This window comes from Stenotrophomonas hibiscicola ATCC 19867, assembly GCF_000382065.1.
GTDB lineage: Bacteria > Pseudomonadota > Gammaproteobacteria > Xanthomonadales > Xanthomonadaceae > Stenotrophomonas > Stenotrophomonas hibiscicola.
This window is the reverse complement of record NZ_KB907499.1, coordinates 263,835-278,892: the sequence shown is the minus strand read 5'-3', so window position 1 is coordinate 278,892 and position 15,058 is coordinate 263,835. Positions and strand designations below refer to the sequence as shown.

The following is a 15,058-nucleotide window of genomic DNA, read 5'->3' as shown; positions in this document are numbered from 1 at the left end:
CCCTGGACAAGCGGCGGGCGTTTACTGCCAGCCGTACCGGCGGATGTAGAACTTCTTCAGCGCGGTGGTCAGCACCGCATAGCCGAACAGGATCGCCACCAGGAACGGCCAGTAGCCGGCCGGCAGCGCCTGCAGCTTGAAGTAGCCGGCCAGCGGGCTCATCGGCAGGGCCACGCCAATGGCCATGATCAGGCCGGTCATCAGCAGCAGTGGCGGCGCGGCGATGCTCTGCAGGAACGGCACCTTCGGCGTACGGATCATGTGCACGATCAGGGTCTGGGTCAGCAGGCCGACCACGAACCAGCCGGACTGGAACAGGCTCTGGTCGCCGGCGGTGCGCGCATCGAACACGTACCACATCAGCGCGAAGCAGGTCAGGTCGAAGATCGAGCTGATCGGCCCGAAGAACACCATGAAGCGGCCGATGTCCGCCGGGTTCCACTTCAGCGGCTTGCGCACCAGTTCCTCGTCCACGTTGTCGAACGGAATGGCGATCTGCGAGATGTCGTACAGCAGGTTCTGCACCAGCAGCTGCAGCGGCAGCATCGGCAGGAACGGCAGGAAGGCCGAGGCTACCAGCACCGAGAACACGTTGCCGAAGTTGGAGCTGGCGGTCATGCGGATGTACTTCAGCATGTTGTTGAACGTGCGCCGGCCCTGGATGACACCTTCCTCCAGAACCATCAGGTTCTTTTCCAGCAGGATGATGTCGGCCGCCTCCTTGGCGATGTCCACCGCGCTGTCCACGCTGATGCCGATGTCGGCCGCGCGCAGCGCCGGTGCATCGTTGATGCCGTCGCCGAGGAAGCCGACCACCTTGCCCTGCGCACGCAGCTCGCGTACCAGCCGCTCCTTGTGCAGCGGCGTCAGCCGGGCAAACACGCGATGGTGGTGCAGCGCCCGCGACAGCGCGCCATCATCCATGCGCTCGATCTGCGGGCCGGTCAGTATGGTGTCCGCGTCCAGCCCCACCTGTGCGCAGACACGGGCGGTCACCAGTTCGTTGTCGCCGGTGAACACCTTGACCTCCACGCCATGCGCGGCCAGCGCCTGCAGCGCCTGCGCTGCCGATTCCTTCGGCGGGTCCAGGAAGCCGACGTAGCCGAACAGGGTCAGGCCACATTCGTCGGCCTGCGAATAGGTGGTCTGGCTTGCGGCGGTCTCCTTCATCGCCACCGCCACCACGCGCAGGCCCTGTTCGTTCAGTTCCTCGGTGGTCTGCCGCACCCGCGCCAGGCGACGCTCGTCCAGCGGCATGTCCTGGCCGTTTTCACGCACGGTGATGCAGACTGCCAGCATCTCTTCTACCGCCCCCTTGCAGATCAGCTCGTGGTGGTCCTCGCGCTCGGAGACCACCACCGACATGCGGCGGCGCTCGAAGTCGAACGGGATCTCATCCACCTTGTGGTAGTCCTGCGACAGCCGCAGCGAACTCTGCAGCTCCACGTGCTCCAGCACCGCGCGGTCCAGCAGGTTGATCAGCCCGGTCTGGAAGTGGCTGTTGAGGTAAGCGAACTTCAGTACGTCTTCCGAATCGTGGCCGAACACATCAGTGTGGCGCTCCAGCGCGATCCTGTCCTGGGTGAGAGTGCCGGTCTTGTCGGTGCAAAGCACGTCCATCGCGCCGAAGTTCTGGATGGCATCCAGGCGCTTGACGATCACCTTGCGCCGCGACAGTAGCACCGCACCCTTGGCCAGGGTGGAGGTGACGATCATCGGCAGCATTTCCGGCGTCAAGCCCACCGCCACCGACAGCGCGAACAGGAACGCCTCGGTCCAGTCGCCCTTGGTCCAGCCGTTGATCAGCAGCACGAACGGCACCATCACCAGCGCGAAGCGGATCAGCAGCCAGCTGACACTGTTGACGCCGGCTTGGAACGCGGTGGGCGCACGGTCGGTGGCGGTGCTGCGCTGGGCCAGGGTGCCGAAGTAGGTGCGGTTACCGGTGGCCAGCACAATGGCGGTGGCCGTACCGGACACCACGTTGGTACCCATGAACAGCAGGTTGTGCTGTTCCAGCAGGCCGGCCAGGCCATCGCCCGGGTGCGCGAATTTCTCCACCGGCAGCGACTCGCCGGTCATCGCCGCCTGCGCCACGAACAGGTCCTTGGCGTTCAGCACGCGGCAATCGGCCGGAATCATGTCGCCTGCCGACAGCACGACGTGGTCGCCGGGCACCAGTTCACGGATCGGCAGGTCCAGCAGGCGTGCAGGGCGACGGCTGTGCAGGCGCGCGCCGAAGTACTGGTCTGCCACATCCGCAGCCTCGGTACCGGGATTGCGGCGCAGCACGCGCGCAGTGTTGCCGACCAGTGCCTTCAGCCGCTCGGCGGCGCGGTTCGAACGACCCTCCTGCACGAAGCGGATCAGCGTGGACAGCAGCACCATCGCACCGATGACGATCGTCGCCTTGATGTCCTCGGTCAGCCAGGACACCGCCGCCAGCACGGTCAGCAGCAGGTTGAACGGATTGCGGTAGCACTGCCACAGGTGGCGCCACCACGGCAGCGGCTTCTCGTGATCCACCTCATTGGGGCCGAGCGTGGCCAGTCGCTCCTCGGCCTCATGCGGACTGAGGCCATCGGCATGCGAGCCCAGCGTGGCCAGCAGCTCGGCTTCGTCCTGCTGGGCGAGCGTGACCAGGCCGGTGGTGAGCGCGAACGGCGCCGCTTCGGCGCTGCCCGGGCCAAACCCGGCCTCGGGCATCGCACGACGGCGGAACAGGTTGCCTGCGCGACGGCTGCGCAGGAAGGCGTTGAACCAGGCGTTGAGCAGGCTCATGGGACGCTCCTCGAATGTCAGAGCCGGCCGCAGCCGGAACACGAACGGAATGGGTGCGGCAGATCAGGCGTGGCGCATCGCCAGCACTGCCGGCGACCACGGCTGCATGTGCAGGCGCTGGCTGCCGCCGATGCACAGCGGCTTCATTGCATCGCGCAGGGGATAGGGCAGGTGGCGCAGCACGGTGATGCGCTCGCTGATCGGCAGCAGCGACAGCGCGTCGGCCACCACGCGTGGCGAACCGAGTGACAGCGAACGGGCGAACATGACCGGGCCGTGCTGCAGCAGCTGGCTGCGCAGGGCGGCAACATCGCGTTCGCCAATCAGGCGGCGCAGGGTGATGTAGAGGATCTTGTAGGACATGGGGCGATCTCCAGGCAGGCGGCGCCTGGCGGTCCCCCGTCACTCAGGCAGGCAGGGACCGGCGGGCAGGCGCCAGGAACAGGCAACAAGCGGTCATCCGGGGCGCGGTGCGCCCAGCAGGGTCGGGGTCCATCTGCGTCTCCATGAGGGGAGGGTGCCAGCCAGGGTTGCCCTGGCCAGTGGCGCTATTGTCCGCCCCTGAATGGGGCAGGCCTAGAGGCCCGTGGGTTAGCCCGGCTATACCTTGGTATAGCCGGTGGCGTGACTGGTACCTGATACCCGGCCCCGTAGAGTTAGTCGACTATCGCGCGCAGCGCGGGCTTCGAAGCAGTGTCGCCAACAGCAGTCGACTCACAGTCGACGCTACCCTCGAACGGCAGGAAGCCGGCCAGCGGCTGACACTACCCATCTGCTCAGACGCGGTCGGCAAACGCATCCGTCGCCCGAACCAACGCATCCACCGTGGCCGGCTCGTTCGCGCTGTGGCCGGAGGTCACCATCTCCAGCCGGGCTTCCGGCCACGCCTTGGCCAGATCCCAGGCGCTGCGCGGCGGGCAGATGATGTCGTAGCGCCCCTGTACGATCACGCAGGGCAGATGGCGGATGCGATTGATGTTGCGCAGCAGCTGGTCGGGCTCCAGGAAGATGCCGTTGCGGAAGTAGTGCGCTTCAATACGAGCCTTGGCCAGCGTATCCAGCGGATCATCGGTGGATTGCGCATCCACGTCGTGCTGCAGGGTGGCGGCGTTGTCTTCCCAGCCCAACCAGGCCTGCGCGGCTTCGATGCGGGTTGACTGATCCGGGCCATCCATGCGCGTCCAGTAGGCCGCGATCATGTCGCCACGCTCGGCTTCCGGGATATAAGCCTCATAGCGGTCCCAGCGCTCCGGGAAGATCCAGCGCGCACCGCCATCGGCCTCGGCGAACCAGCGGTTCTCGATCTCACGACCGAGGAACACACCACGCACGATCAGGCCCGTGGCGCGCTCGGGATGTGCCTGTGCATAGGCCAGCGACAGCGTCGAACCCCAGGAGCCGCCGTAGACCAACCAACGCTCGATGCCGAGGTGCTCGCGCACCTTCTCGATGTCGGCCACCAGGTCCTGCGTGGTGTTGTCGCGCAGTTCGCCAAACGGCGTGGAGCGGCCGCTGCCACGCTGGTCGATCAGCACGATGCGGTAGCGCGCCGGGTCGAAGAAGCGGCGATGGGTCGGCGAGATACCGGCGCCCGGGCCACCGTGCAGGTACACCACCGGAATGCCCTCCGGCGTGCCGCACTCTTCGATATGCAGCGTGTGCAGATCGCTCACCGGCAGGGTGAATTCGCGGTAGGGCTCGATGGCCGGATACAGGGTGCGCATGGCAGGTGTCTCACAAGCAGGGGCGGCCAGCATAGCGCCGCCATCTACGGCTTGCAGTGGCGGGCTCCTGCGCGGCGCTGGAAATGCGCTGGCCGATGCGCATAAGCTTCCGCGATGCAAGCGACCACGACCGGGACGTCCACGTTCAACCTCAGCCTCGGCAGCGGCGCGCGCGAGCTGTTGAAGTGGATCGCGCTGCTGGCCATGACCGGCGACCACGTGGCCAAGGTGGTGCTCGGGGGCTACGTGCCGGTGGTCAGCGAACTGGGGCGTATCGCCTTCCCGCTGTTCGCGCTGGTGATGGCCTGCAACCTGGCCCAGCCGGGCGCCGACCTGCGCAAATCGATCCGCCGGCTCGCGCTATGGGGACTGATCGCGCAGCCGTTGCACGCCTTCGCGTTCGGTTCCTGGCTGCCGCTCAACATCCTGCTCACCTTCACCTTGGCGGCGGTGGCCGTGCATGCGCTTGCGAACAATCGGCCGGTGCAGCTGTTGCTGGCCGCCGGCGTGCTGCCGATGTTCGTGGATTACCAGTGGGCCGGTGTCGGCAGCGTGTTGCTGGCCTGGATCGCGTTCCGGCATCGAGCGTGGTGGCTGTTGCTGGTTGGGCTTGCAGCGGTGTGCTGGGCCAACCACAACGGCTGGGCAATGCTGGCTGTTCCTATGGTCGTGCTGGCGACGCGGGTGCCGAGGCAACTGCCGCGCTGGCGTTGGGCGTTCTATGGGTACTACGTTGGGCATCTGGCGGTGCTGGCATTGGTTGCCCATCTGCTTGCGTAATGTCGGAACTGGCATGTGGCATGTCCTGAATGCCGGATGCGGTCAAGGAATGCGCGGTGCCGATGCGGGTGAAGCATGCCGCCATCGGCATGGTGCAAGTTATTGAATTTTCGGCGCGATTGTCGATATGCGACAATGCTGCCACTGCGTGAACGTTGCTGTCTTTGCACTTGGGTTGTTGGCGCCTGCCACCCCGCTGTGCACATGATGGATTGCCACCGAAAAAGGGTGGCCGGGTGTGGAAACCCGTTTAGCTATGCGTTGTTTACGCTTGCCAGCCGGCGTCGCCTTGCGCGGCGCCGGCTGGCATTCCGGTCGCGTTCTATGGCGGGCGGTACGTGGGGTGCGCGCAAGCGAACCCACCGGGTAATGACGCTTAGCTACCGGTTTCCACACACGTACCGTCCGCCGCCTTTGTTAAGGGCGGTGGTCCCGCATGCCTTGCACAGAGACCTGCCATGAACGCATCGGAGTTCCCCCATCAGCGCGCCCCGGCCAATGCCGATGAGGGGCACGACATCCCGCCCGATCGCAACAACCTGACGGCCCTCCTGCACAGCATCGGGCTGGGCGCGGCTTCTGACGGCCAGCCTTGGCCCGAGCGCCACCAGCTGCCGGGCCGGTGCCTGGCGTTGGCCGACGCCGACGGTGCGCTGGCCGGGCTGCGTGTGGTGCAGGAGATCCTGCTGGCGGCCGAACGCGCCCGCCAGAATGGCGGCCCGGAACAGTACGTGGGTGATCGCGTAATGGAAGGGCTGAAGCTGGCGGCATTGGCGTTGACCAGCCACGCCATCTATCGCCTGCATCCGGAATGACACGTAGATCCACGCCATGCGTGGATGCCGTTCGCGGATTGCCTGACGACTTGTAGAGCCGAGGCTATGCTCGGCTCAGCGGACGAAACGGAGCCGAGCATGGCTCGGCTCTACAGGGGTTCCACGCCAGCTTAGAAATCCATGGTTGCCGACAGCAGCACCGTCCTCGGCGCACCCAGCGCCAGGCTCGACAACAACGGCATGCCCCAATACGCCTTGTTGGTCACGTTGTTCACCGTGGCCCGCAGCGCAAGGGGTCGCCCGGCCAGTGCGGTGCTGTAGCGCGCGCCCACGTCGAACAGGGTGCGCCCCGGCACCGACAGGCGGTTGTCGGCACTGATGTACTGCTTGGACATCGCCGTGGCATTGCCGGTCAAGGTCAGGCCCTGCAAGGTCGGCACATCCCATTCCACACCGAGCTTGGCCTGCCGCTGCGCCACCGCGGTGGCGATGCGTCCTTCATTCACGCCACCGGCCGTGCGGGTCAGCTTCGGCTGCACATAGGCCACGCCACCGAGCAGGCGCACGCCGTCCATCGGTGCACCGAAGAAGCCCCATTCCACGCCGCGATTACGTTGCTCGCCGCCAAACGAGAAGATATTCGTGACCGGGTCGGTGTAGCTGCTCGGTCGCTTGATCTCGTACACGCTGAAGGTGTGCGCGAAGCGGCCCAGGTCCAGCTTCAGGCCCAGCTCCTTCTGCTTGGTGCGGAACGGTGCGAACACATCACCGGCATTGGCAGCGGTCATCGGCGCGGTGGCGCCCTGGCTGAGGCCTTCGATGTAGTTGGTGTAGAGGGAGATCGTGTCGGTGGCCTTCAGCAGCAGCGCCGCAGCCGGGGTGGTGGCGCTCTCGTCGTAGCGTGAGGTGCGTGCGCCGCTGGCCACGTTGAAGGTTTCGCTGACCACCTGCTGACGGCGTATACCCAGCGTCAACTGCACGCGATCATCGGCGAAGGCCAGCGTGTCGGCGACGCCGAGGCTGTCCAGCCGCAGTTCGGTATGCGAGATGTGCGGTGCCACGAACGGCGCGGCCGGGCCCCATGCCGGGTTGTACAGATTGGTGGTCCAGTCCCAGCCGGGTACGCTTCGCCGGCCGTAGTCGTTCTGGGTGTGCTGGTAGTGGGTCACGTTGGCGGCCCACTGGTGGCCGACAGCGCCGGTGCGGGAACTGCCACGCAGACCAGCATCTGCGGATTGCTTCTTGATATTGAAGGCGAGCTGGCCGATCACCGTGGTGAAGTCGCCAGCCGGATTGAGGATCTGCGCGCTGATCGAACCGTTGTAGCGGTAGTCGGTCTTGCTGGTGCCGTAGGCCAGATAGGCCATCAGGCTATCGTTGATGTCCAGCTCGCCGCGCAGCATCGCGCCCTTGTCCTGGCTGTCCACGTAGGCCCAGTCCGGGTTGATCAGCGTATCGCCACGCGGCGGCCGCGGAATGGCGACGCCCGGTGCCAGGCCGACGCCACGTGCCGGGCCGTCAACACGGTCATCGGCGCTGTACAGATCGGCCGACAGCCGCGCACGTTCGCCGCGCCAGTCCAGTGCCAGCGAACCGAGCTGTACCTTCTTGCGCTGCTTGCTGACGGCGCCGTCACCATCACGGTAGGCACCGTTGAAGCGGATGCCGAACTGCTTGTCGGCACCGAGGCGGCGACCCATATCCACATGGGTACCGAACTGCGCATCGGAGGCGAAATTGGCACTGACCCGCAGCAGCGGTTGCTCGCTTGCGCGCTTGGGGACCAAGTTGACGCTGCCACAGACCGAACCACCCGGCGGCATGCCGTTGAGCAGCGCGGAGGGGCCCTTCAGCACTTCGATGCGCTCGAACATTTCCGGCGAGGTGCGGTAGTAGGGCGCCATGCCGCTGAGGCCATTGAAGGTGGTGTCGCTGGTGTTGGAGGCAAAGCCTCGGATCGCGTAGTTCTGGCTCCACGCACCGGTGACGCCGTTGCTGAACACCGTAGGGTCGGTGGCGGCGATGACGTCGGTCAGGTCCTTGGCCTGGCGGTCGCGGATGAAAGATTCGGTGTAGCTGATCGTGCTGAACGGCGTGTCCATGAAGTCCTTGTCGCCGAGCAGGCCGACGCGGCTGCCAGCCGCGACCTGGCCGCCGGCATAGTCACCCGTGACGCGGCGCTGCTCCTGCACCTGAACCGAGGGCAGGGTGGATGGCGCGGTTTCGGCCAGCGCTGCTGGCGATGCCAGCAGGGCTAATGCCAGGGCCGAAACCCGGTAGCGCCGGGCCACGCCCGGCGGATGCCCCAGGACAGGGTCTGCAGGGGGTGCGGGACGACGCGGCGGGGAAGTGAGGTTGAACACGGGCATGCCAGGTTCCTGTGGATCGCAGGTGCGACGGCGCCTGGCGCGCGGCCATCGGCTCGCACGGGATTGGGGCGCGGTGCAGGGTTGTTGGCTGGGTGGAAACCTGGCGGGAAGGTGAGCATTGGGCTCGGTTGCCAACGGCGCGCCGGTGATGAACCAGACGCATTCCGAATTAGTTGAGTAAAATAAACTAAATTGAGCGAAGCGGACAAGAGGGTCCTTTTGCTGGCACCCTCAGCAGGGTATGAGCACGCACCCCGATCCAACGGCGCCGACCCGTGGCCGCCCGCCCACCATCACCCCGGAGCGCCTGGCCGACATCGGCATCCGTCTGGGCCTGCCCAACCTGACCATGGCCAACGTGGCCACCGAACTGGCGGTGACCCAGGCGGCGCTGTACAAGCGCGTGGCCAACCTGGAGGCGTTGAAGCGGCTGGTGGCCGAAGCCGTGTTCCAGCGCTGGCAGATCCCCCGCGCCTCGGCCGATGCGGCGGGTGGCCTGCAGGGCTACCTGACGGTGTTCGTGGAGTCACTGTGCGAGGTGGTGAAGGCGCATCCCGGGCTGCCCCCGTACCTGCTGCGGCGCACGGTGGCGACCGCGCCGATGCTGGAAAAGATCGCCTCGCACCAGGCGCACGTGGCCGAGGTGTTCGGCCTGCCGGTGGACAAGGCGCGCTGGCTGCTGGCCACGATCGCGTTCTACTGCATCGCCGGCGCCGACACCATCTACGCGATTGCGGATGACGAGGAGGGGCAGGTGATCACCGAGTTCAAGCAGGGCATGCGGGCGCTGGTGATCGGGTCGTTGCAGTTGTTGGATGCGGACGACGGGGACGGATTGCCGTGACCCCATCCACGCATGGCGTGGCTCTACAATGCGGCCATGCCTGCCACGCCCACTCTCGATGACCTTCGCCGCTACGCGGTGGCGCGCACCCTGTTCAAGCCGACCACGCTGCTGACCGCGATACGACGGTTGGGCTTCGTGCAGGCCGACCCGATCAGGGCACCGGCGCGCGCGCAGGACCTGACCCTGCGCCACCGGGTGAAGGACTATCGCGCAGGCGATCTTGAGCGCCGGTATACCCGCCTGCCGGTGGAAGAGGATTGCCTGGTGAACTACGGCTTCCTGCCGCGCGAGCATCTGGCACTGATGCACCCGCGCGTGTCCAAGCGCGAATGGGACGCCGAGACCCAACGCCGCGCCGCCGACGTGCTGGCCTTCGTGCGCGAGCGCGGCAGCGTGCACCCGCGTGAGGTGGACCAGGCGTTCGCGCATGGGCGGGTGACCAATTACTGGGGCGGCACCAGCAACGCAAGCACGCATCTGCTCGACGGCATGCACTACCGTGGCCTGCTGCGGGTGCAGCGGCGCGACAGTGGCACCCGCATCTATGCAGTGGCCGAGCACGCCGAGCCGGACGCCAGCGAGCAGGCGCAGGTTGAACGGGCCGCCGCCCTGATCGACCTGGTGGTGCGCAAGTACGCGCCGCTGCCCTCGGCGAGCCTGACCTATCTGGTGCGCCTGCTGGGCTATGGCGCCCCACATCTGGCCGAGCAGACCCGGCAGGCGTTGGCGTTGGCCAAGCAACAACTGGCCAGCTGCACGCTGGAGGGCACCACCTGGTACTGGCCGGTGGACGAGAATCCGCGCTCGCGCCGCCATGCACCGGACGAACAGGTGCGCCTGCTGGCGCCGTTCGACCCGGTGGTGTGGGACCGCCGCCGCTTCGAGCTGCTGTGGGGTTGGGTGTACAAGTTCGAGGCGTATACACCTGCACCGAAGCGACAGTATGGGTACTACGCTCTGCCGGTGTTGTGGCACGACCAGGTGGTGGGCTGGGCCAATCTGAGCGTCTGCGAGGGTGAGCTGGTGTCGAACGTGGGTTATGCCGGCAAGTCGCTGGCCCGCGACAAGGTATTTCGCAGCGCATTGGACGATGAGCTGCAGCGCATGGCCGCATTCCTGTAGCGCCTCAGCGGACTTTGCCCTTCGCTGGCAGGCTGCCGGGCAGTTGCGGATACCCGCCGTCACCCCAGTGCCGGGTGATGCGCTGGAAGAACAACGAGTTGGGCACGCGCAGCAGGCAACCGCGCGCGCCTTCGCCACGATCACTCAGCGTGGTGTAGATCAGGTTGATGTCCACCACCTGGCCGCACAGGCCCGGCTTGTCCACGCTTTCCAGCACTTCGATCGTGTCGTTGATGCGGAACGGGCGCGTAGCCACGATCAGGAATGAACAGAACAGGTTGGACAACACGCTCCACGCTGCAAAGAACGCCACCGCACCGACCGCCATGAACCCGGTCAGCGCGGTCCACAGCACCGAGCGCGAAACGCCCAGCCGCTCCAGTATCAGCAGCGCGGCCGCCAGATACAGCAGCAATGCACCGCCGCGGCGCAGGCCCACATGAAGCTCTGGAGCCAGCCTGCCGCGCTGCCGGGCCTGCACCAGCAGCCACGCCAGGGCGCGCACCATCACCCACGCGACGCCGAGGATGGCCAGCACCTCGGTCACCGGCACAACCACGGTCAGCCAATCCTGGATCCAGGCGGGCAATCCGGCCATGAGGGGTCACAGTGTTGCCGCGCCGCCGGAGATGGTCAGCAGTGCGCCGGAGGTATAGCTGGCGCTGTCCGAAGCCAGCATCACATAGGCCGAGGCCAGCTCGGCCGGCTGTCCGGGGCGGCCGAACGGCGTCTGCGCGCCGAACTGTTCGACCTCTTCGGCGGCCATGCCAGCGGGAATGAACGGCGTCCAGATCGGGCCGGGTAGCACGGCATTGACGCGGATCTGATGTTCGGCCAGCAGGCCGGCCAGCCCCAGCGTCAGGTTGGCGACGGCACCCTTGGTTGCAGAATAGGGAAGGATGTTCGGCGTCGGCCGCTTGGAGTTGACCGACGCCGTGTTGATGATCGCGCCGCCACCGCGAAGATGTGGCACGCACAGCCGGGTCAGATTGAACACGGCATGCACGTTGGTATCGAACGTCCGCTTCCAGTCATCCAGGGTGATGTCGTCGAAATGCTCGTAGTAGCGTTGGTAGGCCGCGTTGTTGACCAGGATGTCGAGGCCGTCAAGCTCGCTGGCCACGCGGTCGACCAGCGAGCGCGCCTGCGCCGGGTCGCTGATGTCACAGGGCACCAGCACGGCCTTGCGCCCGGCCTGTTCGATCTGCTGCTGCACATGGCGGGCGTCGTCCTGCTCTCCATCGAGGAATGCGATGGCAACGTCGGCGCCTTCGCGCGCGAACGCGATCGCCACCGCCGCGCCGATGCCGCTGTCACCGCCAGTGATCAGTGCCTTCTTGCCCTGCAGCAGTCCATGCCCGCGGTAGCTGTCCTCGCCGTGGTCCGGCCGGGGCTGCATCTGCGCGGTCTTGCCGGGGAAGGATTGCTGTTGGGCGGGGAAGGGCGGGCGTGGGTAGTCGGGCAGGGCCATCGTCACTCTCCGGAAGGAAACCGGGGCCAGTCTCCCTCCATGGCGGTAAACGGCCGGAGGGCGCGGTGTCGTTGCGGCGTGGATGTGTGCGCGCAGGACTTCACAGCGGATGGGCGATGGTGGTCATGATGCTGTTGGCCGGTTGACGCGAATCCAGTCGCGTGTGCTGCACGATGATCGGCTGGTCGGATTCGACGAGGGTAGCGAAGCCGGTGCCGCGCGGTACCGGCGCCGGATCCTGCAGGTCATTGAAGCGCAGGTGACAAGTGCGTCGTACCGGCACGGTGACCTGGTAGGGGCCCACGGGATCTCGGTCTTCGAAGTAGAGGGTCAGGGTGACATGCGCGTCCTCGTTGCCGGCATTGAGGACACAGCAGGTTTCGTGACTCTGCATCTCCGGTGACGGGCCGTTGCTCCAGGCTGGAATGTAGCCTTCGGCGATAGCCCAGCGTCGATGCCCGATGCAGGAAGCGTTCGTTTCCATGACGCCGTTTTAGCCCGGCGGGTGTTGCCATCGTGTCCAGTCCCCGCACGGAATCCGTGATGACCATCGGCTACCACGCATCGCATGAGCAGTTCCCGCCCGCCACTTTGCTGGGCCTGGCACTGCGCGCCGAACAGGCGGGATTCGAGGCTTTGATGTGCTCGGACCACTTCCACCCGTGGACGACCGCGCAAGGGCAGTCCGGCCACAGCTGGGTATGGGCCGGCGCGCTGGCGGTGCAGAGCGCATTGACCCTGGGCATGGTGACCTGCCCGATGCTGCGCCAGCACCCGGCATTGGTGGCACAGGCAGCGGCGACGCTGGAGCAGTTGGCGCCGGGCCGGATCTGGCTGGCGCTGGGTACCGGCGAGGCCCTGAACGAGCGCATCACTGGCCAGCCGTGGCCAGCCAAGCGCGAGCGGCAGAAGGCACTGCGCGATGCGGCCGAGGTGATGCGGCGGCTGTGGGGCGGCGAGCAGGTCGACCACGACGGTGGCTTCCGGGTGCGCCAGGCACGGCTCTACAGTCGCCCGGCGCTTCCCCTGCCGCTGCTGGGGGCGGCCGTCACCGAGGAAACCGCACGCTGGATGGGGGGCTGGGCCGATGGCCTGATCACCATCAGCCAGCCACTGGCGCAGTTGCGGCGTGTGGTGGCGGCGTTCGAGGACGGCGGTGGCAGGGGCAAGCCGATGTACCTGCAGGCCAAGCTGTCCTACGCGCGCGCCGAACAGGCGGCGCTGGAAGGTGCGATGGAGCAGTGGAGCGCCAACGTGCTGCCGCCGGAACTGGCCGAAGGGCTGGACCAGCCCGAACAGTTCGAAGCACAGGCCCGATCGGTCAGCGCCGAGGTGCTGCGCCAGCACGTGCATGTCTCGGCAGACCTGGGCCAGCATCGGGCCTGGCTGCAGGAGCTGCAGGGACTGGGCTTCGATCGCATCTACCTGCACAACGTGAACCGCGAGCAGGAACGCTTCATCGATGATTTCGCCGAGCACGTACTGCCTGCGCTGCGCACTCAGGCACCCTCGGCGGCCAGCCACGTATAGCCATGGCCCTGCAGGTAACAGCGGCGATCCTGCAGCTTGGCGCCGTGGCCCACCAGCGTGTTCAACGGACCGCGCAGGGGCACGTCCACCTCGACCGGCTCGTCGCCGAAGTTGATCAGTGCCAGTGCCTGATGGGGTGCCTCACCGTAGCGGAGCATCAGCAGCGCGGGAGATGGCGGGTCGAGCGTGTGAGGACCCTGCTGCAGCACGGGATGTGCATTGCGCTGCTGCAGCAGCTCGCGCACCCGCAGCAGCAGTGAACCTGGCGTCGCGCGTTGCGCCTCGACGTTCACCGTGCGGTAACCGTACGGGCCGTCTGCCGGTGGTGCGCGCCAGGCATGCCGCGGTTGATCGGTAAACCCCGCCGCTGGTCCACCGTGCCAGTGCATCGGCATGCGCACGGCATTGCGCTCTGGCAGCTCCAGGCAGTCACCGAGGCCGATCTCTTCGCCATAGCGGATCACCGGCACCTGACCCAGCGACAGCAGTGTGGCCCAGGCCATGGCCTGCCACGCGGTGTCGCCCTCCAGCATCGGTGCCAGCCGGCGGCGGATGCCACGGCCATAGATGCGCATGCCACGCTCAGGGGCGAAGCGTCCCATCACCGCTTCGCGCTCGTCCGGCTCCAGCTGCTCCAGGTCAAGCTCATCGTTGTTGCACAGCCAAGCGATGCGGGTGTGCGGCGGCGCCTGCGGTCCGTATTCGGCCATGACCCGGGCCACTTCGCTGGCGTCGCCGCGCGCCAGGGCCAGGAAGAAATGATTGTTGAGGTGGAAATCCAGCAGGTGCGAAAGCCGCCGGCCCTGGCAGAGGAAGTCACCGTAGCGCGACGCGGGGACGTCCGCTTCGCCGATCAGCGGCAGGCCTGGCTGCTGTGCGTCTGCCGTGGCGCGCATTTCCTCCAGCAGCCACAGCCCGTCGTCGCGGGGGGCGGCGTGTCGCGCGCGCTCGACCATGTACGGCACCGCGTCCACGCGGAAGCCGGCCACGCCGCGCTGCATCCAGAACGTCATCACCCGCAGCAGTTCGTCGCGTACTGGCGCATGGGCCAGCTCCAGGTCTGGCTCGTGCCGGTAGAACATATGCCGGTTGAACGCGCCGGCCTCGGCGTTCCAGGTCCAGGCAGACGCCTCGATCGGCGGGAACATCGGCTTCAGGCCATCGTCGGGCACGTGGTCGCTCCACAGGTACCAGCGGCGCCAGGCCGGGTCGCCGCGCTGCGCGGCGACGAACCACGGGTGAGCGCTGGCAGTGTGCTGCATCACCAGCTCGACGATGATGCCGATGTCGCGTGCGGCGGCAGCATCGACCAGGCGCTGGAACGCCGCCTCGTCACCCAGGCGTGGATCGATGCGGTAGTGATCGGTGACATCGTAGCCACCGTCACGGCCGGCGTTGCAGTAGAACGGCAGCAGCCACAGGTGGCTGACACCGAGCCACTGCAGGTAGTCCAGCTTTTCGGTGATGCCATCCAGGGTGCCCCAGCCGCGCCCATTGCTGTCGAGGAACAGGTAGGGGTCGACCTGGTAGATCGCGCGCAGCGGACGCGCCGCCATTGGGCCGCTCCAGCACCGTTCAAGGGTGACCAGCCTGCTGCGCGACATGGCAGCGGTCCGTGAACCGGACGGCACCGCATCATGACGCGGCATCCACGGTCC

At 66.8% G+C, this 15,058-nt stretch carries 13 protein-coding genes; 5 read left to right on the top strand and 8 right to left on the bottom strand.

The annotated features are described in order from the left end of the window. Positions 1-21: 21 nt before the first annotated feature. The 3 genes from mgtA to pip all read right to left on the bottom strand — a co-directional run bounded on the left by mgtA (position 22) and on the right by pip (position 4,505). Positions 22-2,781 (bottom strand): magnesium-translocating P-type ATPase, encoded by a 2,760-nt coding sequence (gene mgtA, locus G370_RS0106150; RefSeq protein ID WP_019659804.1) that lies wholly within the window; start codon positions 2,779-2,781, stop codon positions 22-24. Positions 2,782-2,844: 63 nt separating this feature from the next. Beyond that, a complete protein-coding gene (locus tag G370_RS0106145; protein WP_005413574.1) occupies positions 2,845-3,144 on the bottom strand; it encodes a hypothetical protein in 300 nt (99 codons plus the stop codon). Positions 3,145-3,557: 413 nt separating this feature from the next. Continuing rightward, positions 3,558-4,505: a prolyl aminopeptidase gene (pip, locus tag G370_RS0106140; RefSeq protein ID WP_019659803.1), complete on the bottom strand. Its 948-nt coding sequence runs from the start codon at positions 4,503-4,505 to the stop codon at positions 3,558-3,560. Between the two features lie 114 nt (positions 4,506-4,619). On the opposite strand from pip, the gene G370_RS0106135 reads away from it, so the two are divergent. Together G370_RS0106135 and G370_RS0106130 are read left to right on the top strand one after the other, a co-directional pair. After that, on the top strand, positions 4,620-5,285 hold the full coding sequence (locus tag G370_RS0106135) for a TraX family protein (RefSeq protein WP_019659802.1): 666 nt from the start codon (positions 4,620-4,622) through the stop codon (positions 5,283-5,285). Between the two features lie 458 nt (positions 5,286-5,743). Next, positions 5,744-6,100, top strand: a complete 357-nt coding sequence (locus tag G370_RS0106130; protein ID WP_019659801.1) for a hypothetical protein — start codon at positions 5,744-5,746, stop codon at positions 6,098-6,100. A 131-nt stretch (positions 6,101-6,231) separates the two neighbouring features. Here G370_RS0106130 and G370_RS0106125 read toward each other — a convergent pair whose 3' ends face one another. After that, entirely contained in the window at positions 6,232-8,430 is a 2,199-nt protein-coding gene (locus tag G370_RS0106125) for a TonB-dependent receptor (RefSeq protein ID WP_019659800.1), read from the bottom strand. Positions 8,431-8,671: 241 nt separating this feature from the next. Between G370_RS0106125 and G370_RS0106120 the strand changes: the two genes are divergently transcribed. Together G370_RS0106120 and G370_RS0106115 are read left to right on the top strand one after the other, a co-directional pair. Next, on the top strand, positions 8,672-9,274 hold the full coding sequence (locus G370_RS0106120) for a TetR/AcrR family transcriptional regulator (protein ID WP_019659799.1): 603 nt from the start codon (positions 8,672-8,674) through the stop codon (positions 9,272-9,274). A gap of 12 nt (positions 9,275-9,286) precedes the next feature. Continuing rightward, a complete protein-coding gene (locus G370_RS0106115; protein WP_019659798.1) occupies positions 9,287-10,399 on the top strand; it encodes a DNA glycosylase AlkZ-like family protein in 1,113 nt (370 codons plus the stop codon). Positions 10,400-10,403: 4 nt separating this feature from the next. Here the strand turns inward: G370_RS0106115 and G370_RS0106110 are convergent, their stop codons facing one another. The 3 genes from G370_RS0106110 to G370_RS0106100 all read right to left on the bottom strand — a co-directional run bounded on the left by G370_RS0106110 (position 10,404) and on the right by G370_RS0106100 (position 12,354). Continuing rightward, the gene (locus G370_RS0106110; protein WP_019659797.1) at positions 10,404-10,997 is read right to left on the bottom strand and encodes a mechanosensitive ion channel domain-containing protein; all 594 of its coding nucleotides are present in this window, start codon (positions 10,995-10,997) and stop codon (positions 10,404-10,406) included. A gap of 6 nt (positions 10,998-11,003) precedes the next feature. Continuing rightward, positions 11,004-11,870, bottom strand: a complete 867-nt coding sequence (locus G370_RS0106105; RefSeq protein ID WP_019659796.1) for a glucose 1-dehydrogenase — start codon at positions 11,868-11,870, stop codon at positions 11,004-11,006. 100 nt (positions 11,871-11,970) lie between these two features. Further along, entirely contained in the window at positions 11,971-12,354 is a 384-nt protein-coding gene (locus tag G370_RS0106100) for a sensory rhodopsin transducer (protein WP_026346998.1), read from the bottom strand. Between the two features lie 59 nt (positions 12,355-12,413). On the opposite strand from G370_RS0106100, the gene G370_RS0106095 reads away from it, so the two are divergent. Then, positions 12,414-13,400, top strand: coding sequence for a TIGR03885 family FMN-dependent LLM class oxidoreductase (locus G370_RS0106095; protein WP_019659794.1), 987 nt, complete (start codon positions 12,414-12,416; stop codon positions 13,398-13,400). Here the strand turns inward: G370_RS0106095 and G370_RS0106090 are convergent. Beyond that, complete coding sequence (locus tag G370_RS0106090; protein WP_019659793.1) at positions 13,370-14,956, bottom strand: alpha-amylase family glycosyl hydrolase; 1,587 nt, start codon at positions 14,954-14,956, stop codon at positions 13,370-13,372. The genes G370_RS0106095 and G370_RS0106090 overlap by 31 nt on opposite strands. Between the last annotated feature and the right edge of the window lie 102 nt (positions 14,957-15,058).

What these genes read in the sequence shown, in the direction of transcription:
- mgtA (WP_019659804.1), bottom strand. Translation starts at nt 2,781, where the DNA reads ATGAGCCTGCTCAACGCCTGGTTCAACGCCTTCCTGCGCAGCCGTCGC.
- G370_RS0106145 (WP_005413574.1), bottom strand. Translation starts at nt 3,144, where the DNA reads ATGTCCTACAAGATCCTCTACATCACCCTGCGCCGCCTGATTGGCGAA.
- pip (WP_019659803.1), bottom strand. Translation starts at nt 4,505, where the DNA reads ATGCGCACCCTGTATCCGGCCATCGAGCCCTACCGCGAATTCACCCTG.
- G370_RS0106135 (WP_019659802.1), top strand. Translation starts at nt 4,620, where the DNA reads ATGCAAGCGACCACGACCGGGACGTCCACGTTCAACCTCAGCCTCGGC.
- G370_RS0106130 (WP_019659801.1), top strand. Translation starts at nt 5,744, where the DNA reads ATGAACGCATCGGAGTTCCCCCATCAGCGCGCCCCGGCCAATGCCGAT.
- G370_RS0106125 (WP_019659800.1), bottom strand. Translation starts at nt 8,430, where the DNA reads ATGCCCGTGTTCAACCTCACTTCCCCGCCGCGTCGTCCCGCACCCCCT.
- G370_RS0106120 (WP_019659799.1), top strand. Translation starts at nt 8,672, where the DNA reads ATGAGCACGCACCCCGATCCAACGGCGCCGACCCGTGGCCGCCCGCCC.
- G370_RS0106115 (WP_019659798.1), top strand. Translation starts at nt 9,287, where the DNA reads ATGGCGTGGCTCTACAATGCGGCCATGCCTGCCACGCCCACTCTCGAT.
- G370_RS0106110 (WP_019659797.1), bottom strand. Translation starts at nt 10,997, where the DNA reads ATGGCCGGATTGCCCGCCTGGATCCAGGATTGGCTGACCGTGGTTGTG.
- G370_RS0106105 (WP_019659796.1), bottom strand. Translation starts at nt 11,870, where the DNA reads ATGGCCCTGCCCGACTACCCACGCCCGCCCTTCCCCGCCCAACAGCAA.
- G370_RS0106100 (WP_026346998.1), bottom strand. Translation starts at nt 12,354, where the DNA reads ATGGAAACGAACGCTTCCTGCATCGGGCATCGACGCTGGGCTATCGCC.
- G370_RS0106095 (WP_019659794.1), top strand. Translation starts at nt 12,414, where the DNA reads ATGACCATCGGCTACCACGCATCGCATGAGCAGTTCCCGCCCGCCACT.
- G370_RS0106090 (WP_019659793.1), bottom strand. Translation starts at nt 14,956, where the DNA reads ATGGCGGCGCGTCCGCTGCGCGCGATCTACCAGGTCGACCCCTACCTG.